Raw genomic sequence first — 22,800 nt, forward strand, 5'->3', positions numbered from 1 at the left:
GGCTGGGGCCGAAAGGCAGGCCCCATGGACGCTCATTATCGGTTGTCTGTTCATAAGCCTATACTTCCATCCAGACAACCTGCCCCACGAAGCTGACAGCATGCCGCGCAAATACCTCGACATCCCACAGTTCGCCCAACTCCCGGCTCCGGTGTACTTCCGCCATGACGAGTTCGGCGCCGACACCCACAGTGCTCCCCATCGCCATGCCTGGGGCCAGCTCAACTACACCGCCCACGGGGTGATGCATCTGGATGTCGCCGGCCAGCGCTTCCTCTCGCCCCCCCACTATGCGGTGTGGGTGCCGCCAGGTACCGAGCATGGCTGCTACAACCCCCAGACCATCGTCTATCGTTCGGTCTATCTCGACCGCAGCCTGTGCGCTGAGCTGCCATCGCAGCCCTGCAGTCTGATCATCAGCGACATCCTCAAGGCCATCCTCGGTGACTTCGCCCGCCGCGACCTGCGGGTGGCGCAGGATGAACGCGACCAGCGCCTGGTGCAGGTATTGCTCGACCAACTGCACCAGGCGCCGACCCAGACCTGCTACTTGCCCTTCTCCCACAACGAGGGCCTGCGCAAGGTGCTGGACGCCCTCACCGCCGAACCCGGCGACAACCGGCCGTTGGCCGACTGGGCTGCTCGGGTGCATGTCAGCGAGCGTACCCTGGCCCGCCAGTTCCTGCGCGAACTGGGCATCAGCTTCGGCGAATGGCGCCTGCGCTTGCGCTTTCTGCGCGCCATTGAGGCCCTGGAGGCCGGGCTGCCGATCCAGGCGATTGCCTTCGACCTGGGCTACAGCAGCGCTTCGGCATTCATTGCCATGTTCCAGCGCCAGGCCCGCTGTACACCTGAGCAGTACCGGCGCCAGGCCCGGCATGGTGTGTAAGAATTCTTGTCTACACTCAGCCTGACCCCGTGCACCGGGCGCGGAGACAAGGAGACCACTCCATGAAGATGTTGCACGTGCCACTGCTGGCGCTGGCTGTGCTGTTCAGTGCGCAAGGATTTGCCGCCAACACGGCACAACAGGAAAAGATGAAAACCTGTAACGCCGACGCCACGACCAAGGCCCTCAAGGGCGATGAACGCAAGGCGTTCATGAGTACTTGCCTGAAAAAGGACGTGCCGCAGTCTCAGCAGGAAAAGATGAAGACCTGCAACGCCGACGCCACCACCAAGGCGCTCAAGGGGGACGAGCGCAAGGCGTACATGAGCGACTGCCTGAAGAAGAAGTGACCTGCGCCTATGCCTGTGCCCCGAAGGCTGGCAGACTGCGGGCATTCCCGCCGTCTGCCGTCGAGGCTGTATGACTTTCACCCCCCGCCAGATCACCCTGGCCAGCCTGTTCATTGTCATGGCCGGTCTGCTGCTGGCTTTGCCCCTGAAATTGCTGCCCAGCCTGCTGGCCGGGCTGCTGGTGTTCGAGCTGGTGAACATGCTCACCCCGCGCCTGCAGCCGCTGATCGCCGGGCAGCGTGCGCGTTGGTTGGCGGTGGCGCTGCTGGGTGTGCTGGTGGTCAGCGTGCTGACCCTGCTGATAGCCGGTGCCTTCAGCTTCCTGCTGCACGAAGCAGAGAACCCCGGTGCCTCGCTGGACAAGTTCATGACCTTGGTCGAGCGTGCTCGCAGCCAGCTGCCGCCGTTCATCGAAGCCTACCTGCCCGCCAGCGCGGCGGAGTTCAAGGTGGCCATCGGTGACTGGATCAAGAGCCACCTGAGCGACCTGCAGCTGGTGGGCAAGGGCATGGCGCACATGTTCGTGACCCTGCTGATCGGCATGATCCTCGGTGCCATCATCGCCCTGCAGCGCATCCCCGACGTTTCCCGGCGCAAGCCATTGGCTGCGGCCCTGTTCGAGCGGCTGAACCTGCTGGTGCAGGCGTTTCGCAACATCGTCTTCGCGCAGATCAAGATCTCGATGCTCAACACCGCGTTCACCGGTATTTTCCTCGCCGTGGTGATGCCGTTGTTCGGCGTGCACCTGCCGTTGACCAAGACGCTGATCGTGCTGACCTTCCTGCTTGGGCTGTTGCCGGTGATCGGCAACCTGATGTCCAACACCCTGATCACCATCGTCGGCATGTCACTGTCGATCTGGGTGGCGGCGGCGGCGCTGGGTTATCTGATCGTGATCCACAAGGTCGAGTACTTCCTCAACGCCAAGATCGTCGGTGGGCAGATCAGTGCCAAGGCCTGGGAGCTGTTGCTGGCGATGCTGGTGTTCGAGGCGGCGTTCGGCTTGCCGGGGGTAGTGGCGGGGCCGGTCTATTACGCCTACCTGAAGAGTGAGCTGCGGCGGGCGGAGCTGGTTTGACAGATTGCTGGGGCCGCGTTGCGGCCCTTTCGCGACACAAGGCCGTTCCTACAAGGGGACGCGGTTACCTGTAGGAGCGGCCTTGTGTCGCGAAAGGGCTGCATAGCAGCCCCAGAATGGCTCAGGCAGCGCCGTAGCGCTTGCGGGCCTCGATCGCCAAGCCGCTACCGATGCTGCCAAAGATATTGCCTTCCACATGCCGCGCATTCGGCAGCATCGCCGACACGCTGTTGCGCAGTGCCGGAATTCCGCTCGAACCACCGGTGAAGAACACCGTGTCGACCTGGCCCGCGCTCACGCCAGCCTTGGTCAGCAACTCGGTGACACTGCCGCGCACCCGCTCCAGCAGCCCTTCGATGGCCTCCTCGAACAGCACCCGGGTCAGGTCCACGCCCAGCTCGCGCTCGACACGGCTGAGGTCGACGCGGCGGCTGACCTGCTCGGTCAGCTCGATCTTGCTGGCTTCCACTTCCATCGCCAGCCAGTGCCCGGCGCGCTCTTCGATCAGCTTGAACAGGCGATCGATGCCCAGCGTGTCTTCGATGTCGTAGCGCATGCTGCCCAGCGCCAGCTGCGACTTCTGCGAGTACAGGGCGTTGATGGTGTGCCAGGTCGCCAGGTTCAGGTGGTAGCTGGTCGGCATCAGCGCGCCGCTCTTCATCCGGCTGCCGTAGCCGAACAGTGGCATCACGCCCTGCAGGCTCAGCTGCTTGTCAAAGTCGGTACCGCCGATGTGCACGCCGCCGGTGGCGAGGATGTCGCTCTGGCGCTCGGCCACCAGGTGGCGTTCGGGCGACAGGCGGATCAGGGTAAAGTCCGACGTACCACCGCCGATATCGACGATGAGCACCAGCTCTTCACGGCTGATGCCCGACTCGTAGTCGAACGCTGCGGCAATCGGCTCATACTGGAACGACACGTCCTTGAAGCCGATCTTGCGCGCCACCTCGGCCAGGGTGTCCTCGGCCTCCTGATCGGCGGCCGGGTCTTCGTCGACGAAGAACACCGGGCGGCCCAGCACCACTTGCTCGAAATCACGACCGGCGGCAGCCTCGGCACGCTTTTTCAGCTCGCCGATGAACATGCCCAGCAGGTCCTTGAACGGCAGGGCGCTGCCCAGCACGCTGGTGTCGTGCTTGATCAGCTTGGAGCCCAGCAGGCTCTTGAGCGAGCGCATCAGGCGGCCTTCGTAGCCTTCCAGGTACTCATGCAGCGCCAGGCGGCCATACACCGGGCGACGCTCTTCGATGTTGAAGAACACCACCGACGGCAGGGTGATTTTGCCGTCTTCCAGGGCGATCAACGATTCGACGCCTGGGCGGTGCCAGCCGACCGTGGAGTTGGAGGTGCCGAAGTCGATGCCCAGGGCGCGGGCCGGCGATACGTCAGACATGGGAAAAAGCTTCCGGAGGCAAAACGGCCGCGCAGTGTATGCCAGTTGGCTACAGAATCAAGACCGATCGTCTGCCTTTAGGCAACCCCAAGCGAACCTTGAAAGGCTATGCTTGACCCTTATCTTCAGATGCAACACGCAAATTCACATTGGTGATCCACAGATGGACTTCAAAGACTATTACAAGATACTCGGCGTAGAGCCCACGGCGGACGACAAGGCGATCAAGGCCGCGTACCGCAAGCTGGCGCGCAAGTATCACCCTGACGTGAGCAAGGAGCGTGACGCCGAGGACAAGTTCAAGGAGGCCAACGAGGCCTACGAGGTGCTTGGTGACGCGCAGAAACGCGCTGAATTCGACGAGATTCGCAAGTACGGCGGCCAGCATGGCCGGCCATTCCAGGCACCACCGGGCTGGCAGAGCCGTGGCGGCGCGGGTGGCGCTGGCGGTGGTTTCGAGGGCGGCGACTTCTCCGACTTCTTCAGCTCGATCTTCGGTGCCCGTGGCGGTAACCCGTTCGGTGGTGGCGGCCGGCAACAACAACGTAGCGCCGGCAGGCGAGGGCAGGACGTGGAACTGGAACTGGCGATCTTCCTGGAAGAAACCCTGAGCAAGGAATCCAAGCAGATCAGCTTCCAGGTGCCGCAAACCAACGCGGCCGGCCAGCGCACCGGGTTCACCACCAAAACCCTGAACGTGAAGATCCCTGCCGGGGTCACCGACGGCGAGCGTATTCGCCTCAAGGGTCAGGGCGCGCCGGGCGTCGGCGGCGGTGCCAATGGCGACCTGTTCCTGACCGTGCGCATGGCACCGCACCCGCTGTTCGATGTCGAAGGTCATGACCTGATCATCACCGTGCCGCTGGCACCTTGGGAGGCTGCCCTGGGCACCAAAGTGGCGGTGCCGACCCTGGATGGCAAGATCAACCTGACCATCCGCCCCGACAGCCAGAGCGGCCAGCGCCTGCGCGTGCCGGGCAAGGGCCTTGCCAACAAGAACGGCGAGCGCGGCAACCTCTACGCGCAGCTGAAAGTGGTGATGCCGCCGGCTTCAGACGCAGCTACCCGCGAACTGTGGACCCAGCTTTCCGAGAAAGCGGCGTTCGACCCGAGGACACAATGGAGTAAGTGATCATGAGCAGCACCCTGATCGTTCAACTGGACATGCGTACCCTGTGTCAGGAAGCCGATATCACGGCTGACTACGTGATCGAAATCGTCGAGCACGGCATTGTCGAACCTTCGGGGCGAACGCCGGAGGACTGGTTGTTCGACGACCAGGCGCCGCTTTTGGCCAAGCGCGCGGCGAAGCTGCATCAGGAGCTGGAACTTGAGTGGGAAGGGGTGGCGCTGGCGCTGGAGCTGCTGCAGGAAGTGCAGCAGCTGCGCAGTGAGAACAGCATGCTGAAGCAGCGGCTGGGCAGGTTCACTCAAATGTAAACCTCTCTGATTTGCCCCATGTGGGAGCGGCCTTGTGTCGCGAAAGGCCGCTCCCACAAGAGATCGCATTTCAGCTTGGTTCGGCACCAGGGTTCAGCACCAGCTGCATGAAGGTCAAATCCAGCCACCGCCCGAACTTCACCCCCACCTGCGGCATCTGCCCGGTCACCACGAAGCCCAGCCTCTCATGCAGCCGCACCGACGCGGCATTGCCACTTTCGATGGCTGCGACCATCGCATGCTTGCCGCAGCCACGCGCCCGCTCGATCAGCGCCGCCATCAGCACCGGCCCCAGGCCCTTGCCACGCTGGTCGCCACGCACATACACCGAGTGCTCCACAGTCAGGCGGAAACCTTCGAACGGCCGCCAGTCACCGAACGACGCATACCCCAGCACACCGGTCTCATCCACGGCCACCAGGATCGGGTAGCCCTGCTGCGCCCGTGCCTCGAACCAGGCCTGGCGGTTGGCCAGGTCCACCGGGGTTTCGTTCCAGATTGCCGTGGTGTTGCGAACGGCGTCGTTGTAGATGTCGAGGATGCCCGGCACGTCGGTGGGCAGGGCGTCGCGGATTTCGTAACTCATGACAGCGTCTCGCAGGGTCATTGATTGCAGATTAAATGGTTACCAGCCCGCGCACACCTTCGGCTTGCATGTTTTCACCGCGGCCGCGCTGGATGATCTCGCCACGGGCCATGACCAGGTACTGGTCGGCCAACTCTTCGGCGAAGTCGTAGAACTGTTCCACCAGCAGGATTGCCATGTCACCACGCTCGGCCAGGCGGCGGATCACCGCACCGATCTCCTTGATCACCGAGGGCTGGATGCCTTCGGTTGGTTCATCGAGGATCAGCAACCGCGGTCGGCTGGCCAGGGCGCGGCCGATGGCCAGCTGTTGCTGTTGGCCACCGGACAGGTCGCCGCCACGGCGTTGCTTCATCTGCTCCAGCACGGGGAACAGTTCGTAGATGAACGCGGGTACTTCACGTGCTTCGCGGGCGGGGAAGCGCGACAGGCCCATCAGCAGGTTTTCTTCGACGGTCAGGCGCGGGAAAATCTCCCGCCCCTGGGGCACGTAGGCGATCCCGGCGTGGACTCGCTGCTGGGGCTTGAGTGTGGTGATCGGTTTGCCTTCCCACTCGATATTGCCCTCGCGGGCAGGCACAAGGCCCATCAGGCAGCGCAGCAGGGTGGTCTTGCCTACCCCATTGCGCCCTAGCAGGCAGGTGACTTCACCGACCTTGGCTTCAAAGGACAGGCCGCGCAGGATGTGGCTGCCGCCGTAGTACTGGTGCAGGGTGTCGATTTTCAGCATGTCTTGTCCTTGGTATTGATCAGCGACCTAGGTAAACCTCGACCACCCGCTCATCCGCCTGCACCTGTTCCAGCGACCCTTCCGCCAGCACGCTGCCCTGGTGCAGCACGGTCACATGGTCGGCGATGCTGCCGACGAAGCCCATGTCATGTTCCACCACCATCAGCGAGTGCTTACCGGCCAGGCCCTTGAACAGCTCGGCGGTGAACTCGGTCTCGGCATCGGTCATGCCCGCCACCGGCTCGTCGAGCAACAGCAGTTGTGGCTCCTGCACCAGCAGCATGCCGATCTCGAGGAACTGCTTCTGCCCGTGCGACAGCAGGCCGGCCTGGCGCTGGGCCAGGGGCAGCAGGCGCAGGGTGGTGAGCACTTCCTCGATGCGCTGGCGCTGGTCGCCGCTCAGGCGCGCAGCCAGGCTGGCCCATACCGACTTGTCGGTCTTCAACGCCAGCTCCAGGTTTTCGAACACGGTCAGTGCCTCGAACACAGTGGGCTTCTGGAACTTGCGGCCGATGCCGGCCTGGGCGATCTGGTACTCGCTCATCCGGGTCAGGTCGAGGGTGTCGCCGAAGAACGCGCTGCCCGTGTCGGGGCGGGTCTTGCCGGTGATCACGTCCATCATCGTGGTCTTGCCGGCGCCGTTGGGGCCGATGATGCAGCGCAGTTCGCCGACGCCGATGTACAGGTTCAGCGCGTTGAGCGCCTTGAAACAGTCGAAGCTGACGCTGATGTCCTCAAGGCTCAGCACCGTGCCGTGGCGAGTGTCGAGGCCGGCCTTGCGGCTGTGGCCCAGGCCGATCGCCTCGCGGCCGCTGCCGAGGTTGTCGAACACAGGTTCCAGCATGAATTCCGGGTGGACCGGGGGCACGCCTCTCATGGCTGGCTCCTTTTCTTCAACAGGCCGACCACGCCCTTGGGCAGGTACAGCGTCACGAGGATGAACAGCGCACCGAGGAAGAACAGCCAGAACTCCGGGAAGGCCACGGTGAACCAGCTCTTCATGCCATTGACCAGGCCGGCACCGAGCAACGGGCCGATCAGCGTGCCACGCCCACCCAGGGCCACCCACACGGCGGCTTCGATGGAGTTGGTCGGCGACATTTCGCTGGGGTTGATGATGCCCACCTGCGGCACGTACAGCGCACCGGCCAGGCCGCACAGCACGGCGCTGAGCACCCACACCAGCAGTTTGAAACCGCGCGGGTCGTAGCCGCAGAACATCAGGCGGTTTTCGGCATCGCGCACGGCGGTGAGCAGGCGGCCGAACTTGCTTTGGGTCAGGCGCCAGCACAGGTACAGGCTGGCCAGCAGCAGGCAGACGGTGAGCAGGAACAGCACCGCGCGGGTGCCCTGGGCGGCGATGTCGAAGCCGAGGATGGTGCGGAAGCTGGTGAAGCCGTTATTGCCGCCAAAGCCCGTTTCGTTACGGAAGAACAGCAACATGCCGGCGAAGGTCAGGGCCTGGGTCATGATCGAGAAGTACACGCCCTTGATCCGCGAGCGGAAGGCGAACCAGCCGAACACCAGTGCCAGCAGCCCGGGCGCCAGCACCACCAGGCACAGGGCCCAGGCGAAGTGCTGGGTGCCGGCCCAGTACCACGGCAGTTCGCTCCACGACAGGAAAGTCATGAACCCGGGCAGGCCGTCGCCGGCCGCCTGGCGCATCAGGTACATGCCCATGGCGTAGCCGCCGAGGGCGAAGAACAGGCCGTGGCCCAGCGACAGCAACCCGGCGTAGCCCCAGACCAGGTCCAGGGCCAGGGCGACGATGGCGTAGCAGAGGATCTTGCCGACCAGGGTGAGGGTATAGGCCGAGACCTGCAGGGCGTGATCGGCCGGTAGCAGCGACAGCAGCGGCAGGGCTACCAGCAGCAGGACGACGACCGCGCCGATGGCCAGCGACAGCCGTGGCCCGGCCTTTTGCGTAGCGGTGACAAGCAGTGGCTGGTTCATCAGTCGATTACCCGTCCCTTGAGGGCGAACAGGCCTTGCGGGCGCTTCTGGATGAACAGAATGATCAACGCAAGGATGAGGATCTTGCCGAGCACCGCACCGATCTGCGGCTCCAGCAGCTTGTTGGCTATCCCTAGGCCGAACGCTGCCCAGAGGCTGCCGGCCAGTTGCCCGACACCGCCGAGCACCACCACCAGGAACGAGTCGATGATGTAGCTCTGGCCCAGATCCGGGCCGACGTTGCCGACCTGGCTCAGGGCCACGCCGCCCAGGCCGGCGATGCCCGAGCCGAGGCCGAAGGCGAGCATGTCGACGCGCCCGGTGGAAACGCCGCAGCAGGACGCCATGTTGCGGTTCTGGGTGACAGCGCGCACGTTCAGGCCCAGGCGCGTGCGGTTGAGCAGCAGCCAGGTGAGCAGCACCACGGCGAGCGCGAAACCGATGATCACCAGCCGGTTGTACGGCAGCACCAGGTTGGGCAGCAGCTGGATGCCGCCGGACAGCCAGGCCGGGTTGCTGACCTCGACGTTCTGCGCGCCGAACAACAGGCGTATGGCCTGGATCAGGATCAGGCTGATGCCCCAGGTCGCCAGCAGCGTTTCCAGCGGACGCCCGTAGAGGTGGCGGATCACCGTGCGTTCCAAGGCCATGCCGACCCCGGCGCTGACCGCGAAGGCCACCGGCAGGGCGATCAGCGGGTAGAACTCGATGGCACCGGGGGCGTAGCGCTGCAGCAGCACCTGGACCATGTAGGTGCTGTAGGCGCCGAGCATGAGCATCTCGCCATGGGCCATGTTGATCACCCCGAGCAGGCCGAAGGTGATCGCCAGGCCCAGCGCGGCCAGCAGTAGGATCGAGCCCAGCGACAGGCCGCTGAAGGCTTGGCCGAGCAGTTCGCCGACCAGCAGCTTGCGCTTGACCTGGGCCAGGCTGGTTTCGGCGGCGGTGCGTATGCCTGGGTCGCTTTCTGCACCCGGTTGCAGCAGGGCTTCGAGGCGGGTGCGGGCCAGCGGGTCACCGGTTTCGCCGAGCAGGCGTACCGCAGCCAGGCGCACGGCTGGCTCGCTGGCGCCCAGTTGCAGGTTGGCCAGGGCCAGGCCGAGGGCGGCGTGCACGGCGGGGTCCACTTCGAGGGCGAAGCGCCGGTCGAGGAAGGCCATCTGCGCCGGTTGCGCGCTCTTTTGCAGTTGTTGGGCGGCGGCTAGGCGCGTGGCGCTGCTGTCGCTGAGCAGCTGGTGGCTGGCCAGGGCGTTGTCGATCAGGCCGCGCAGGCGGTTGTTCAGGCGTACCTTGCGCGTGTCATCGGTGGCGATGCGGCCCTGGCGCAGGTTGTCCAGCAGCGGCAGGCGCGTGGCATCAGGTTGTGCCGCCCAGCCTTCGAGCAGTCGGGCCTGCTCGGCGGGCTTGGCGGTGAGGAAGAATTCGCCCTCGCTGGCCTGGGTTGCCAGGGGGATTAGCAGAATCAGTGTGAGCAGGAATCTGAGCATGCGGGCAATCCTGGAAATCGGCGGTGGATTCTTCGCGGGCATGCCCGCTCCCACAGGTCTGAAACCGGCGCGGTCCTGTGGGAGCGGGCGAGCCCGCGAATGGGCTGCAGAGCAGCCCAAGTGCACTCAGTTACCTTTCACCGCGTAATCAGGGCGCTTGTCGTTACCCGGAATGAACGGGCTCCATGGCTGCGCCCGCAATGGCTGCTCGGTCTCCCACACCACGCTGAACTGCCCGTCATCCTGGATCTCGCCGATCATCACCGGCTTGTGCAGGTGGTGGTTGGTCTTGTCCATGGTCAGGGTAAAGCCCGACGGTGCCTTGAAGGTCTGCCCGGCCAGGGCCTCGCGGACCTTGTCGACATCGGTGGACTTGGCCTTCTCGGCGGCCTGGGCCCACATGTGGATGCCCACGTAGGTGGCTTCCATCGGGTCGTTGGTCACCGCCTTGTCGGCACCCGGCAGGCCCTTGGCCTTGGCGTAGGCCTTCCAGTCGGCGACGAACTTCTGGTTGACCGGGTTATCCACCGACTCGAAGTAGTTCCACGCGGCCAGGTGGCCCACCAGTGGCTTGGTATCGATGCCGCGCAGCTCTTCTTCACCCACCGAGAACGCCACCACCGGCACGTCGGTGGCCTTCAGGCCCTGGTTGGCCAGTTCCTTGTAGAACGGCACGTTGGAGTCGCCGTTGACGGTGGAGATGACTGCCGTCTTGCCGCCGGCGGAGAACTTCTTGATGTTGGCGACGATGGTCTGGTAATCGGCGTGGCCGAACGGCGTGTAGACCTCTTCGATGTCCTTGTCGGCCACACCCTTGCTGTGCAGGAAGGCACGCAGGATCTTGTTGGTGGTGCGCGGGTAGACGTAGTCGGTGCCCAACAGGAAGAAGCGCTTGGCGCTACCGCCATCCTCGCTCATCAGGTATTCCACGGCCGGAATGGCCTGCTGGTTGGGCGCGGCGCCGGTGTAGAACACGTTCGGCGACATCTCTTCACCCTCGTACTGCACCGGGTAGAACAGCAGTCCGTTGAGTTCTTCGAACACCGGCAGCACCGACTTGCGCGACACCGAAGTCCAGCAGCCGAACACCACTGCGACCTTGTCCTGGGTCAGCAGCTGGCGGCTCTTTTCAGCGAACAGTGGCCAGTTGGAGGCGGGGTCGACCACCACGGGTTCGAGCATCTTGCCATTCACACCGCCCTTGGCGTTGATCTCGTCGATGGTCATCAGCGCCATGTCCTTGAGCGAGGTCTCGGAAATCGCCATGGTCCCGGACAGCGAATGCAGGATGCCGACCTTGATGGTCTCGGCGGCCTGGATACTCCAGCTCAGGCCCATCGCCGCAAGCGATGCGCTGAGGGTAAAGGCCTTGATCAGACTGCGACGCTTCATGTGCTCTCTCCGCTGAGTTTTTTTATGGTGTTGGCCAAGCGGGGAGGGCTTTGCAAGGGGTGTGCCTAACGCTGGAATGTGCGTAATAGAGGGGTTGTGCGAGGTGTTGGGGCGTTTTGCAGTTCCAGGTTGGTGCCTGGGCTATTGGTGTGCACAGGATTGGGGCCGCTCTGCGGCCCTTTCGCGACACAAGGCCGCTCCGACAGAAGTACGCGTATTCCTGTAGGAGCGGCCTTGTGTCGCGAAAGGGCTGCAAAGCAGCCCCAGGCCATCAACCGTTACGCACAGCCGAGCGTGGATGACGGCGGCTGCGCACCCCCTGGTACGTCACGGCCAGCAGCAGGAACCAGATCGGCGTCACCACCAGCGCCGAGCGGGTGTCCGCTTCCAGGCTCAGCAGCACCAGAATGAAGGCAAAGAACGCCAGGCACACGTAGCACATGAAGCGCCCGCCCGGCATCTTGTAGTTCGACGCCTGGTGCAACGCGTCGCGGTGCTTGCGGTACTTCAGGTAGGACAGCAAGATCAGCGTCCAGACGAACATGAACAGCACCGCCGACACGGTCGTCACCAGGGTGAACGCCTCGATCACGTTCGGCACCAGGTAGATCAGCACCGCACCCAGCAGCAGGCAGGTGCAGGAGAAGAACAGGCCGTTAGCCGGCACCGAGCGGCTCGACAGTTTCTCGAACGCCTTGGGCGCATCGCCTTCCTGGGACAGGCCGTAAAGCATGCGGCTGGTGGAGAACACGCCGCTGTTGGCCGACGAGGCCGCCGAGGTCAATACCACGAAGTTGATGATGCTCGCCGCCGCCGGCAGGCCGGCCAGCACGAACAGTTCCACGAACGGACTCTTGCCTGGTACCACGTCGCGCCATGGGGTCACCGCCATGATCGCGATCAGTGCCAGGACGTAGAACACGATGATCCGCACCGGGATCGAATTGATCGCCCGCGGCAGGGTGCGTTCGGGGTTCTTCGCTTCAGCAGCCGTGGTGCCCACCAGCTCGATGCCGACGAACGCGAACACGGCGATCTGGAAGCCGGCGAAGAAGCCCATCAGGCCATTGGGGAACATGCCGCCGTCGTTCCACAGGTTGGTCAGCTGCGCGGTGCGCCCGCTCGGCGAAGTGAAGCCGGTGATGACCATGTACAGGCCGGTGGCGACCAGGCCGAGAATGGCAACGATCTTGATCAGGGCGAACCAGAATTCCAGCTCACCGAACATCTTTACCGTTACCAGATTCAGTGACAGCAGCACCGCCACGCAGGTCAGCGCCGGTATCCACTGCGGCAGGTCCGGGAACCAGAACTGCGTGTAGGCGGCGATGGCGACCACGTCGGCGATGCCGGTGACCACCCAGCAGAACCAGTAGGTCCAGCCGGTGAAGTAGCCAGCCCAGGGGCCGAGCAGGTCGGCGGAGAAGTCGATGAACGACTTGTAGTTGAGGTTCGACAGCAGCAGTTCGCCCATGGCGCGCATGACGAAGAACAGCATGAAGCCGATGATCATGTAGACGAAGATGATCGACGGCCCCGCCAAGCTGATGGTCTTGCCCGAGCCCATGAACAGGCCGGTGCCGATGGCGCCGCCGATGGCGATCAGCTGGATGTGGCGGTTGGTCAGGTTGCGCTGCAGATGTTGTTCATCTGGCGTGTTGGGAGAAGTTTGCGTCATCAAGCTGCATTCCCTTGGAAGGTCGGTCTTCTTGTCGGAGGTAGCCGGTTAGGCTAACACGCTCGTGCCAGATCGGGGCGCGACAGATCGACTCGACTTTTGGGTAGCAGCCGGGGGGCCGCAAAGCGCCCCCGGCGATCTCAAGCGTTGGCCAGCAGCCGGCGGCGTCTCACCACCAGGCTATCCACCACCCACATCACCACCATCGACACTCCCACCAGCGGGAACATCACGCCCAGCACCAGCATCACCCCCACAGCCGTCTTCCAGCGCGGCAGGTCATGGCGCAGCGGCGGCACGCCCAGGCCACCCTCGGGCCGGCGCTTCCACCACATCACCAGGCCGCTTACCGAACCCAGCAGGATCATCAGGCACACCAGCAGGATGATTATCTGGTTCAACGGCCCGAACATCTTGCCCTCGTGCAGCATCACGCCCAGCTCGGTCGCGCGAGCCACCGGGCTGTAATCCTGCCAGCGCACATCCGCCAGCACCTTGCCGGTGTACTGGTCGACATGCAGGGTCGCATCGTTGCGCGGGTCGTCGGCGAACACGGCGATGGTGTACACGCCTTCGGCCGTGGTCGGCGCGGTGATGCTGTAGCCAGGTTCGACCTGGCGCGAAGTGGCGATGTCTTCCACCTGCTGCAGGCTCACCTGAGGCGCAGCCGGTGCACTGTCCATCATGTGATGCCCGGCATGCTCGGCATGGGCGCCGGATTGCGGCATCGGCGTGTTCTCCATCGCCCACGGCACGGTCTGGCGGTGCGCGCTGTTGAGTTCGCGCGCTTGCTGGTCCGACTTGGGCACGTCATTCCACATGGCCGCCGGGAAGCGGTTCCACAGATCGGCGTACTGCTTGCCCCACATGCCGGTCCAGGTCATGCCGCTGACCAGCATCAGCAACAGCAGGGCTGAACCCCAGAACCCGGTCACCGCGTGCAGGTCGCGCCAGAACAATCGACCTTTCGCCGCGAACCGTGGCCACAGCACGCCGGCACCGTTACGCCCGCGTGGCCACCACAGGTACAGGCCGGACACCACCAGCACGATGCCCCAACCGGCGGCCAACTCAACCAGGCGGTCGCCGACCGTACCGACCATCAGTTCGCCGTGCAGGGCGCGGGCGATGGCCTGCAGGTTCTGCTTGCCATCCTGCTCGCCAAGGATCTTGCCGCTGTACGGGTCGACAAACACGTTCAGCTCGCGGCCACCGTCATGCACCACGAACTGTGCGCTGCGCTCGGCATTGATCGGCGGCAGGTACTGGCCGACATGGCCTTTCGGGTAGGCCTGGCGCACTTCGGCCAGCAGTGTGTCGGCGCCCTGTCGATGGTGGCCAGCTTCGACCACCATCAGGTCACGGTACAGCAGCGGGTCGAGCTGCGGCTTGAACAGGTAGATGGTCCCGGTGATCGCCAGCAGGATCATGAACGGGGCCACGAACAGCCCCGCATAGAAATGCCAACGCCAGGCCAGGTTATAGAAGTTGATGCGTGTTCCTCTCATGGGAACCTCCTGTTTGACCAGCTGATGGGCACGCCCGAAGCCGCGCCCGTTGTTGTTGTCAGAAGTTGAAATCGACCTTGGTCCAGAAGGTCCTGCCTGGCTCGTTCACCGGCTGTGGATCATTGGCCGGGTAGCCGAACCCGGCATTCCCGGCCAGGTTCAGGTGCTCGGCGTAGGCCTTGTCGAACAGGTTGTCGACCCCTGCGCTGAGCTTGAGGTTGTGGTTCACCTTGTAGGCGCCGTTGAGCGAGAACACACCGAAACCGGCGCTCTTGTCGTAGTCCTTGCCGACCACGTTGCCCTGGTTCTCGGCGATGCGGTTCTGCGCCGCCACCAGGCGCCAGAGGGCGCCGGCGCTCCAGCTGTCGCGGCTGTAGGTCAGGCCCAGGCGACTTTCCAGCGGCGGCATCTGTGGCAGTGCCTTGCCGTCGCTGCTGTTCTTGCCCCAGGCGTAGGCCAGGGTGGCATCGGCCTTCCAGCGCTCGGTGAGCTTGTAGGCCGCGCCCAGTTCGCCGCCCATGATGCGGGCGTCGATGTTCTGTGCCTGGGAGGTGCTCATGCCCATCATCCCGGGGCGGTAGTCGAACAGGATGTAGTCACGGATCTGCCCGACATAACCCGAGGCCCAGGCCTCCAGGCGCTCGTCGCGGTACTGGATGCCGAAGTCGAGCTGGGTGGTCTTCTCTGGCTTGATGCCGTCGAACGCGTTGGCCGCACCGGGTGGCGCCAGTTTGGGCGAGAACAGCTCCCAGTAGTCCGGGAAGCGCTCGGCGTGGCCGAGGCCGATGTAGGTGGTGGCGGGGATCGCCGCCAGGTCATGCTCGTAACGCACGAAGCCGCTGGGCAGCGTGTCGGCGCGGGTGTCGCCTTGAGTGGCGCTGCTCTGGCGGAAGTCCCGGGCCGAGGCACGGTCCAGGCGGGCACCGGTGATCAGCCGGTCTTCGCCGGTGGCGTACCAGGTGAGCTCGCCGAAAGCACCATAGTTGTGGAAGTCGGCGTCCTTGGTCCAAGGCTGGCCCTTGTGTGCATCGACGCCCATGCCGCCGCGCTGGCGGTGTTCGTTGGTCTGCGCGTCGATGCCGCCAATCAGCTGCACGTCGGCCCAGCGCCAGGTGGCCTTGAGGCGAGCACCCAGCGTGCGGCGGTCAACGTTGCTGACCATGGGCATGCCCATCATGCCGGTGCCTGATGGCGTGCGCAGGCTGTAGTTGTCCATCACGTGGTCGGCGTAGTTGTAGTAGACCTGCGCCTCGACCTTGTCGAGCACCTCGCCGAGGTTGGACTTTTCAAAGCGTAGGCCCAGGCTCTCACGCTTGAACTGTGAGCCGTCCATGCCACGGCCGGCGTAGCGTGCCTCGCCGTCACCCTTGCCGGCGGTGAGTTCGAGCAGGGTGTCTTGGTCGGGCGTCCAGCCCAAGGCCACGTCGCCGTTCCACTTTTCCCAGCGCGAAGGCACGGTGTCGCCGTTGCCATCCTCGTAATCGTCCGAGTGCGACTGGTTGCCGACGAAGCGCGCATAGCCCTGGCTGTTGCCGGCCGCCGCATCGAGCACCTTGTCGAAGCGGCCGTTGGAACCGGCCAGCAGGCTGGCGTTGACCCGGCTGCCGAGGGTGCCGAACTTTTCCGGCTCACGCTCGAAGAGGATGGTACCCGCCGAGCCGCCTGGCCCCCAGATCACGCTTTGCGGGCCTTTGATCACGGTCAGGCGGTCGTAGGTTTCCGGCGCGATGTAGGAGGTCGGGGCATCCATGCGGTTGGGGCAGGCGCCGAGCATCACGCCGCCGTTGGTGAGAATGTTCAGGCGCGAGCCGAACATCCCGCGCAGCACCGGGTCGCCATTCGTCCCGCCGGCGCGGATGGCGGAAAAGCCAGGGATGGTCTTCAGGTAGTCGGCCCCATCGCTGGCCGGCACCGGTTGGCGCGGGTCCTTGGGGTTGGTGACCACGGTCAGTGGCGAACTCGGCGCAAGCGCGGTGATCACCGTCGGGCTCAGCTCGGCCTCAGGGCCTTCATGGCCAGGGTCGGCAGCCAGGGCCATGGGCGCGAGCAGCGAGCCGCACAGCGCGGCAAATGTCCCTCGCAGGGACGAAGCTAAAACAGGGGTGCAGCCGGACATAGTGATTCCAGTCGATCAGTCATGAGTGTGCGCGAAGCCTCCTGGCTCCGTGCGATAACGGGGGTGTCAGACGCTGATCGAAAGGGGCGGCGCGCGGCTGCGCGCACCGGGGAATACGGCCTGCCGGGCATGGCCCTGGTGCGTGGGGGCGGGGGTGAGGGTGGGCGGAACGGCGCTGGCGACGCTGAGCGGGCTGAGGGTCTGTGGCAGGGCGGGACAGTTGAACAGCAGGCTGCAGTAGCCACACTTTTCCCACATCACATGCAGCTGATCATCGTTGCCGTGGCCATGATGGCTATCGCTACCGTGGGCGTGCTCGGCCGGCATGGACATCGACATGTCCATTGGCATGCTCATGCCAGCGTGGTGGTCCATCGGCATCGACTGGGAAACCAGCGGGCCGATGAAGATCATCCACATGGCGAACAGGCTCAGCCAGCCGCCACCGACGCGCCTGCGTTCAGGGCGGGTGGTACGGCTGAGGCTGTTGCGCGGCAGGCTCATGGTGGCGAGCGCCTGTCAGCGGGCGTCAGTGCGCGTGTTCGTGAGCCTGGTCCGATGGCGCCTGCTTCTGTACGGCCACGTCGACCGTGATGTCGCCGGCCTTCTCGAAATGCAGGGTCATCGGGAAGCGCTTGCCGTCAGTGAGCAGGCTGCGGTCCTTGGGCTGCATCAGCATCACGTGGTAGGCGTTGGGGGCGAAGGTCAGGTCCTTGCCCGCGGGCACCACCACGCTCTGCACCTGCTGCATCTTCATGGCGCCACTGGCGCTCATGGTGTGCTCATGCAACTGCGCGTCATCGCTGATCGGGCTGTCGACGCTGAGCAGGCGGTCATCGGCCTTGCCGTTGTTGTGCACGACGAAGTAGGCGGCGACGTTGGGGGCGTTGGGCGGTAGTTGCAGCGACCACGGGTGGGCGATGTGCAGGTCGCCCACGGTGTATTCATGGGCGTTGGCGTAGGCGCCGGGCAGCAGCAGGGCAGCCAGTACAAGAGCTTGCTTGAGCATGGTGAGTCTCCGATCTGTTCAGGTTCAGGCAGACAGCGTGATGAACTCAGGCCAGCGGAGAGGCACGGGGATTGAGCGCGGGCCATAGCTGGCGCGGCGTGGGTTGGTAACTGGCGGGTGGCGGCTCGCGCCCGGCCAACAGCGTCGGCGGGTTGTGCAGTTGCGGCGGATAACCCGGCAGGGCGAGCAGAGGTGCGGCGCCCGAACAGCACGAGCAGTGCTGCATGTTGGAGTGCTGGTCGCTTTGGCTGCCGAGGTCGATCTTGGCCAAGGCCTGGACATCGACCTTGGCCTTACCGGCCAGGCTGGAACAGAAAGCCCCCCACAGCAGCTGCTCGGCCGGGCCTTTGGGCGCGGCAGAAGACAGCGGCATGGCCAGCAGGTTGAACAGCACTGCAAGGCAGGCTATCCAGGCAATGTGCCGACGTGGGGGCATGGAGAGATCCGGTCAGGAATCGTGGGCGGTATTGTAAGGCGGAGTATAGGTAAAAATGGTGGGGTGCGGTGAAGTGACGCAGGTAGGTGTGGAAAGGGGCGCAAAGCGCCCCCCGGCATGCTCAGGCCTTGTTGCGGCCCATCAGGCCGCGCACGGTTTCCTGCAGGTCCGCTGGCAGCACCACAACCTTGGCATTGTTGCTGCTGGCCAGGTTCTCCATGGCCCCTACATAACGCTCACCCAGCAGGTACATGGCCGGTACGGTCTCGTTGCCCACGGCTTCCTTGACCAGCGAGATTGCCCGCGCCGAAGCCTCGGCGAGGTTGATCTGCGCTTCGGCGTCCAGCTTGGCCGACTGCAGGCGCGCTTCGGCTTCGAGGATCGCCGCCTGCTTGGCACCTTCGGCGCGGGTCACGTCGGCCTTACGCTCACGCTCGGCGGCCGCCTGGCGTTCCATGGCCAGCTGCATGTTCTCCGACGGCTTGATGTCCTGGATCTCCACCGAGCGCACGGTCACGCCCCAGTCTTCGGTCTGCTCGGACATCGCCTCACGCAGGCGCGCCTTGATCTGTTCGCGGCTCGACAGCGCTTCGTCCAGGTCCATTGCGCCGACGATGGCGCGCAGCGAGGTCATGGTCAGGCTGGTGACGGCGAACGAGAAGTTCTGCACGCCATAGGAGGCCTTCTGTGGGTCGACCACCTTGGCGAAGCACAGGGCGTTGGCCACGATCACCGCGTTGTCCTTGGTGATGATTTCCTGCTCCTGCACGTCGAGGATGATGTCCTTGGTCGGCAGGCGATAGGCGACCACGTCCATGTACGGGATGACGATGTTCAGGCCCGGCTTGAGGGTGTTGTGGTAGCGGCCCAGGCGCTCGACGATCCATTCCTCGCCCTGGGGCACGATACGCACCCCCTTGAACACGGTGATCAGGACGAACAGGGCGAGAGCGCCGACGACGATAAGACTGGTCATGATGCAAACTTCCTTTTAAATGCCAATTCAGGCCCGGACGACCCGGGCGGTATTGCCTTCGATGGCGATGAGGCGCACACGCTCGCCGGCGGGGATGTCGCCGTCGGCGATGCAGGTCCATTCCTCGTTGCCGAGCAGTGGCTTCTGGAATCGCACGCGGCCTTTCTGAAATTGCGAGACGCTGCTGGTCAGCAACCCGACTTCACCGATCACGCTGTCGGCGGTCCAGCGCACGTCCGGTTGCTTGCGCTTGAACAACTTGAACCAGAGGAAGGTGGTCACCGAGGAGAACAGCACCCAAAGCAGCACCTGCATATCCAGCTGCAGGGCGGGGGCGGCCAGGGCGATAAGCGAGACCAGCACGGCACCGATGCCGAACCAGATGATGAAGAACGTAGGCAGGACCAGTTCGAGCAGGATCAGGCCGATGCCGAAGACCAGCCAGATCCACCATTGCATTTCCATATGAACGACGCCTTCCGGAGGGGAGGCCGAAGTTTAAGGCAGTGGAGCGGCACTAGGCCACTTCACGGACGGCAGGAAAAGTCTGAAAGTGCCGTAGTCAATTGAGCTGAGGATGTGAACTCCCGATCCACCACAGGTAATACAGGGCGTTTCAGTATCAGCACCGGCACCCCGCGTTCCCGCGCCACGTCGAGCTTTGGTTCGGTCGCCACGCTGCCGCTGTTCTTGCTCACCAGCACATCGATGCGGCGCCGCTCGAACAATGCCCGCTCGTCGTCGATCTGAAACGGCCCACGTGCGCCGATGACCTCACAGCGCTCATTGCCCGCGCAGGCTTCCAGCGCCCGCAAGGTCCAGAACTGCTCCGGCGGAATCTCCTCAAGATGTTGCAGTGGCTCGCGACCAAGGGTGAACAGCGGCCGCCGGAACGGCTTGAGCGCCTCGATCAGGCCAGCCCAGTCTTCCACCTCGCGCCAGTCGTCCCCCGGTTGCGCCTGCCAGGCCGGGCGGCGCAAGGCCCAGCAGGGGATGCCGGCAGCTTGTGCGGCGCGGGCAGCGTTACGGCTGATCTGCGCGGCATAGGGGTGGGTGGCATCGATCAAAAGGGTGATGCCGTCTTCACGCAGGTAAGTCGCCAGGCCCTCGGCGCCTCCATAGCCGCCGACCCGAACCTGGCAGGCCAGGTCCTGCGGCACGCGGCCGATGCCGGCCAGGCTGTAGACGTGCTCGGGACCGAGCTGGCGGGCGATGGCCAAGGCTTCGGTGACGCCGCCGAGCAGCAGGATACGGTGGCTCATTGCACACCTGCCTTGCCGACGATGCCGCCCTGGCGGTCGATGGCGAACACTTCGACCTGCACCTGAGCCGGCACCACACTACGGGCGAAGGCCAGGGCATGGGCGCATACCGCGTCGCCCAGAGCGATGCCCGCGGCGTGCGCCAAGGCCAGGGCCTGCTGGCTGGTGTTGGCGGCAATGATGGCCGCCTTCAGCTCGGCGTCGGCGCCGATGTCCGCTGCCCAGCCAGCCAACCGCGGCAGGTCGATGCTCGAGTGGCGGCTGTGCAGGTCCATGTGCCCGGCGGCCAGCTTGCTGATCTTGCCGAAACCGCCGCACAGGGTCAGGCGTGGCACCGGCACTTTGCGCACGTGCTTGAGCACTGCGCCGACGAAGTCGCCCATTTCGATCAAGGCGATCTCGGGCAGGTTGTAGACCCGGCGCATGGTGTCTTCGCTGGCATTGCCGGTGCAGGCAGCGATATGGGTGTAGCCATTGGTGTGGGCGACGTCGATGCCCTGGTGGATCGAGGCGATGTACGCCGAGCAGGAGAAGGGCCGGACGATACCGCTGGTGCCGAGGATCGACAGCCCGCCGAGGATGCCCAGGCGCGGGTTCATGGTCTTCAGTGCCAGCGCCTCACCGCCTTGCACATTGACCGTGACCTCGAAGCCGCCCGGATAGCCGCAGTCGTCGGCCAGCTGCAGCAAGTGCTCGCTGATCATCCGTCGTGGCACCGGATTGATGGCCGGCTCACCCACTGCCAGCACCAGGCCGGGGCGGGTGACGGTACCGACGCCAGTGCCTGCAACGAAGCGTATGCCAGGTTGTGCCTGCAGGCGGATCTGGCTGTAGAGCAGGGCGCCGTGGGTGACGTCAGGATCGTCGCCGGCATCTTTCAGCGTGCCCGCTTCGGCGCGCTCGCCGACCAGGCGGCAGAATTCCAGGCGCATCTGCACGACCTTGCCCTTGGGCAGGGTGATGCTCACCGCGTCGTCGCACTGTCCGGTCAGCAGCAACTTGGCGGCGGCAAGGCTGGTGGCGGTGGCGCAGCTGCCGGTGGTCAGGCCGCTGCGCAGGGGCGCGGGTTGCTCGCGGGATTCTTCACGCATCGAGGGGTTTCACCACATCGAGCAAGGTGATCGGCAACGCCTGGCGCCAGGTGTCGAAGGCGCCCAATGGCTGAGCCTGGGCGACGTGGATACGGGTCAGTTCGCCACCGTGCTGTTCACGGAAGTGCGCCAGGGCCAGTTCGCTTTGCAGGGTCACCGCATTGGCCACCAGTCGCCCACCGGGGCGCAAGCGTTCCCAGCACAGCGGCAACACGCCTTCGCGAGTGACACCGCCACCAATGAAAATGGCATCCGGGCGTTCCAGTTCGGCCAGGGCGTCGGGTGCCTTGCCGCGAACCAGCTGAAGGCCCGGCACGCCGAGGCCATCGCGGTTGTATTCGATGAAGCCCTGCCGGCCTTCGTCGGCTTCGATGGCCAGGGTGCGGCAGGCCGGGTGAGCGCGCATCCACTCGATGCCGATCGAGCCGCAACCGGCGCCGACATCCCAAAGCAACTCGCCGGGCTGCGGCGCCAGGCGCGCCAGGGTGATGGCGCGCACGTCGCGCTTGGTCAGCTGGCCGTCATGACGGAAGGCGCTGTCTGGCAGCCCGGGTACACGCGACATGCGCACGGCATCCGGGCTGGCCAGGCACTCGATGGCGACCAGGTTGAGGGCGGCAACTTCGCTGTGCGGCCAGTCCTCGGCTGTACCGCAGAGATGCTGCTCGGCCGCACCACCGAGGTGCTCCAGCACGTGCAGGCGGCTGGGCCCGAAGCCGCGCTCGCGCAGCAGTGCAGCGATGGCCACAGGGCTATCGCCGTCGTTGCTCAGCACCAGCAGGCGCTGGCCGCTGTACAGGTGTGCATTGAGCGCCGCCAACGGCCGTGCCACTACCGATACCACCTGCACGTCCTGCAGTGGCCAGCCCAGGCGGGCGGCGGCCAGAGCACAAGAGGAGGGCATCGACAGCACCTGCATCTCTTCGGCCGCCACCTGCCGCGCCAAACTGGCGCCGACGCCATAGAACATCGGGTCGCCGCTGGCCAGTACGCAGGTCGGCTCACCGCGCAGTGCCAGTAGCGGGGCGAGGGAGAAGGGTATTGGCCAGCCTTGCCGCTCGGCGCTGATGCAACGCGGCAGCAGGGCCAGCTGGCGCGGGCTGCCGATGATCCGCGTGGCGCCCAGCAGGGCGCGCCGGGCCTGCTTGCCCAGGCCGCTGAAGCCGTCTTCGCCGATGCCTACTACTGTCAGCCAGGGGGTCATGTGTTTCGTTCCGCCATTTTTTGGGGCCGCTTCGCGTCCCTTCGCGGGCAAGCCCACTCCCACAGGAACAGCACAGCCCTCGAATGCTGTGCAGTACCTGTGGGAGCGGGCTTGCCCGCGAAAAGGGCTACGCGGTCCTGAAATTCTGCTCAATCGCTGTTGAAGCTCGACCACCGGCTTTTCATGCCGCCGGACAAAGCAGGCATAATACCGCGCCTTCTA

General features: G+C 64.8%; 23 protein-coding genes. 5 read left to right on the forward strand and 18 right to left on the reverse strand.

Annotated features, from left to right (window positions below; translation table 11 throughout):
- Positions 1 to 100 precede the first annotated feature (100 nt).
- The 3 genes from ACLEJU_RS15550 (at position 101) to ACLEJU_RS15560 (ending at position 2,317) form a co-directional block, all read left to right on the forward strand.
- A complete protein-coding gene (locus ACLEJU_RS15550) occupies positions 101 to 889 on the forward strand; it encodes an AraC family transcriptional regulator (RefSeq protein ID WP_435425182.1) in 789 nt (262 codons plus the stop codon).
- Positions 890 to 951: 62 nt separating this feature from the next.
- A complete protein-coding gene (locus ACLEJU_RS15555; protein WP_435425181.1) occupies positions 952 to 1,239 on the forward strand; it encodes a PsiF family protein in 288 nt (95 codons plus the stop codon).
- A gap of 70 nt (positions 1,240 to 1,309) precedes the next feature.
- A complete protein-coding gene (locus ACLEJU_RS15560; RefSeq protein WP_435425180.1) occupies positions 1,310 to 2,317 on the forward strand; it encodes an AI-2E family transporter in 1,008 nt (335 codons plus the stop codon).
- Positions 2,318 to 2,438: 121 nt separating this feature from the next.
- On the opposite strand, the gene ACLEJU_RS15565 is transcribed toward ACLEJU_RS15560, so the two are convergent.
- Positions 2,439 to 3,710 (reverse strand): Hsp70 family protein, encoded by a 1,272-nt coding sequence (locus tag ACLEJU_RS15565; protein WP_435425523.1) that lies wholly within the window; start codon positions 3,708 to 3,710, stop codon positions 2,439 to 2,441.
- A 163-nt stretch (positions 3,711 to 3,873) separates the two neighbouring features.
- On the opposite strand from ACLEJU_RS15565, the gene cbpA reads away from it, so the two are divergent.
- Complete coding sequence (gene cbpA / locus ACLEJU_RS15570) at positions 3,874 to 4,842, forward strand: curved DNA-binding protein (RefSeq protein ID WP_435425522.1); 969 nt, start codon at positions 3,874 to 3,876, stop codon at positions 4,840 to 4,842.
- Between the two features lie 2 nt (positions 4,843 to 4,844).
- Positions 4,845 to 5,150, forward strand: a complete 306-nt coding sequence (locus ACLEJU_RS15575) for a chaperone modulator CbpM (protein WP_110633593.1) — start codon at positions 4,845 to 4,847, stop codon at positions 5,148 to 5,150.
- Positions 5,151 to 5,220: 70 nt separating this feature from the next.
- On the opposite strand, the gene ACLEJU_RS15580 is transcribed toward ACLEJU_RS15575, so the two are convergent.
- From ACLEJU_RS15580 to cbiE, 17 genes are all read right to left on the reverse strand, one after another.
- Positions 5,221 to 5,736, reverse strand: coding sequence for an N-acetyltransferase family protein (locus tag ACLEJU_RS15580; RefSeq protein ID WP_435425521.1), 516 nt, complete (start codon positions 5,734 to 5,736; stop codon positions 5,221 to 5,223).
- Positions 5,737 to 5,767: 31 nt separating this feature from the next.
- Positions 5,768 to 6,466, reverse strand: coding sequence for an urea ABC transporter ATP-binding subunit UrtE (gene urtE, locus ACLEJU_RS15585; RefSeq protein WP_103445856.1), 699 nt, complete (start codon positions 6,464 to 6,466; stop codon positions 5,768 to 5,770).
- Between the two features lie 19 nt (positions 6,467 to 6,485).
- Entirely contained in the window at positions 6,486 to 7,343 is an 858-nt protein-coding gene (urtD, locus tag ACLEJU_RS15590) for an urea ABC transporter ATP-binding protein UrtD (RefSeq protein WP_435425520.1), read from the reverse strand.
- Complete coding sequence (urtC, locus tag ACLEJU_RS15595) at positions 7,340 to 8,419, reverse strand: urea ABC transporter permease subunit UrtC (protein ID WP_435425519.1); 1,080 nt, start codon at positions 8,417 to 8,419, stop codon at positions 7,340 to 7,342. Before urtC ends, urtD begins: the two co-directional genes overlap by 4 nt.
- Positions 8,419 to 9,948 carry an urea ABC transporter permease subunit UrtB gene (gene urtB, locus ACLEJU_RS15600; protein ID WP_435425518.1) on the reverse strand — a complete coding sequence of 510 codons (1,530 nt, stop codon included), beginning with the start codon at positions 9,946 to 9,948 and terminating at the stop codon, positions 8,419 to 8,421. The genes urtC and urtB overlap by 1 nt, the downstream gene beginning before the upstream one ends.
- Positions 9,949 to 10,032: 84 nt before the next feature.
- Positions 10,033 to 11,298, reverse strand: a complete 1,266-nt coding sequence (gene urtA, locus ACLEJU_RS15605; protein ID WP_435425517.1) for an urea ABC transporter substrate-binding protein — start codon at positions 11,296 to 11,298, stop codon at positions 10,033 to 10,035.
- A gap of 271 nt (positions 11,299 to 11,569) precedes the next feature.
- Complete coding sequence (gene cycA / locus ACLEJU_RS15610) at positions 11,570 to 12,976, reverse strand: D-serine/D-alanine/glycine transporter (RefSeq protein ID WP_435424837.1); 1,407 nt, start codon at positions 12,974 to 12,976, stop codon at positions 11,570 to 11,572.
- 140 nt (positions 12,977 to 13,116) lie between these two features.
- The gene (locus tag ACLEJU_RS15615) at positions 13,117 to 14,484 is read right to left on the reverse strand and encodes a PepSY-associated TM helix domain-containing protein (protein ID WP_435424836.1); all 1,368 of its coding nucleotides are present in this window, start codon (positions 14,482 to 14,484) and stop codon (positions 13,117 to 13,119) included.
- 58 nt (positions 14,485 to 14,542) lie between these two features.
- Positions 14,543 to 16,600, reverse strand: a complete 2,058-nt coding sequence (locus tag ACLEJU_RS15620; protein ID WP_435424835.1) for a TonB-dependent copper receptor — start codon at positions 16,598 to 16,600, stop codon at positions 14,543 to 14,545.
- 66 nt (positions 16,601 to 16,666) lie between these two features.
- On the reverse strand, positions 16,667 to 17,104 hold the full coding sequence (locus ACLEJU_RS15625; protein WP_435424834.1) for a DUF2946 domain-containing protein: 438 nt from the start codon (positions 17,102 to 17,104) through the stop codon (positions 16,667 to 16,669).
- Positions 17,105 to 17,129: 25 nt separating this feature from the next.
- Positions 17,130 to 17,609, reverse strand: a complete 480-nt coding sequence (locus tag ACLEJU_RS15630; protein ID WP_435424833.1) for a copper chaperone PCu(A)C — start codon at positions 17,607 to 17,609, stop codon at positions 17,130 to 17,132.
- Positions 17,610 to 17,655: 46 nt separating this feature from the next.
- Positions 17,656 to 18,045, reverse strand: coding sequence for a DUF2946 domain-containing protein (locus tag ACLEJU_RS15635; RefSeq protein ID WP_435424832.1), 390 nt, complete (start codon positions 18,043 to 18,045; stop codon positions 17,656 to 17,658).
- Positions 18,046 to 18,166: 121 nt separating this feature from the next.
- Positions 18,167 to 19,021, reverse strand: a complete 855-nt coding sequence (locus tag ACLEJU_RS15640) for an SPFH domain-containing protein (RefSeq protein WP_110633628.1) — start codon at positions 19,019 to 19,021, stop codon at positions 18,167 to 18,169.
- Between the two features lie 27 nt (positions 19,022 to 19,048).
- Positions 19,049 to 19,486: an NfeD family protein gene (locus ACLEJU_RS15645; protein ID WP_435424831.1), complete on the reverse strand. Its 438-nt coding sequence runs from the start codon at positions 19,484 to 19,486 to the stop codon at positions 19,049 to 19,051.
- A gap of 62 nt (positions 19,487 to 19,548) precedes the next feature.
- Entirely contained in the window at positions 19,549 to 20,283 is a 735-nt protein-coding gene (locus ACLEJU_RS15650; protein ID WP_435424830.1) for a cobalt-precorrin-6A reductase, read from the reverse strand.
- A complete protein-coding gene (locus tag ACLEJU_RS15655) occupies positions 20,280 to 21,374 on the reverse strand; it encodes a cobalt-precorrin-5B (C(1))-methyltransferase (protein WP_435424829.1) in 1,095 nt (364 codons plus the stop codon). The genes ACLEJU_RS15650 and ACLEJU_RS15655 overlap by 4 nt, the downstream gene beginning before the upstream one ends.
- Positions 21,367 to 22,578, reverse strand: a complete 1,212-nt coding sequence (cbiE, locus tag ACLEJU_RS15660; RefSeq protein ID WP_435424828.1) for a precorrin-6y C5,15-methyltransferase (decarboxylating) subunit CbiE — start codon at positions 22,576 to 22,578, stop codon at positions 21,367 to 21,369. Before cbiE ends, ACLEJU_RS15655 begins: the two co-directional genes overlap by 8 nt.
- Between the last annotated feature and the right edge of the window lie 222 nt (positions 22,579 to 22,800).

The organism is Pseudomonas sp. SMN11 (assembly GCF_052041945.1).
Lineage (GTDB): Bacteria > Pseudomonadota > Gammaproteobacteria > Pseudomonadales > Pseudomonadaceae > Aquipseudomonas.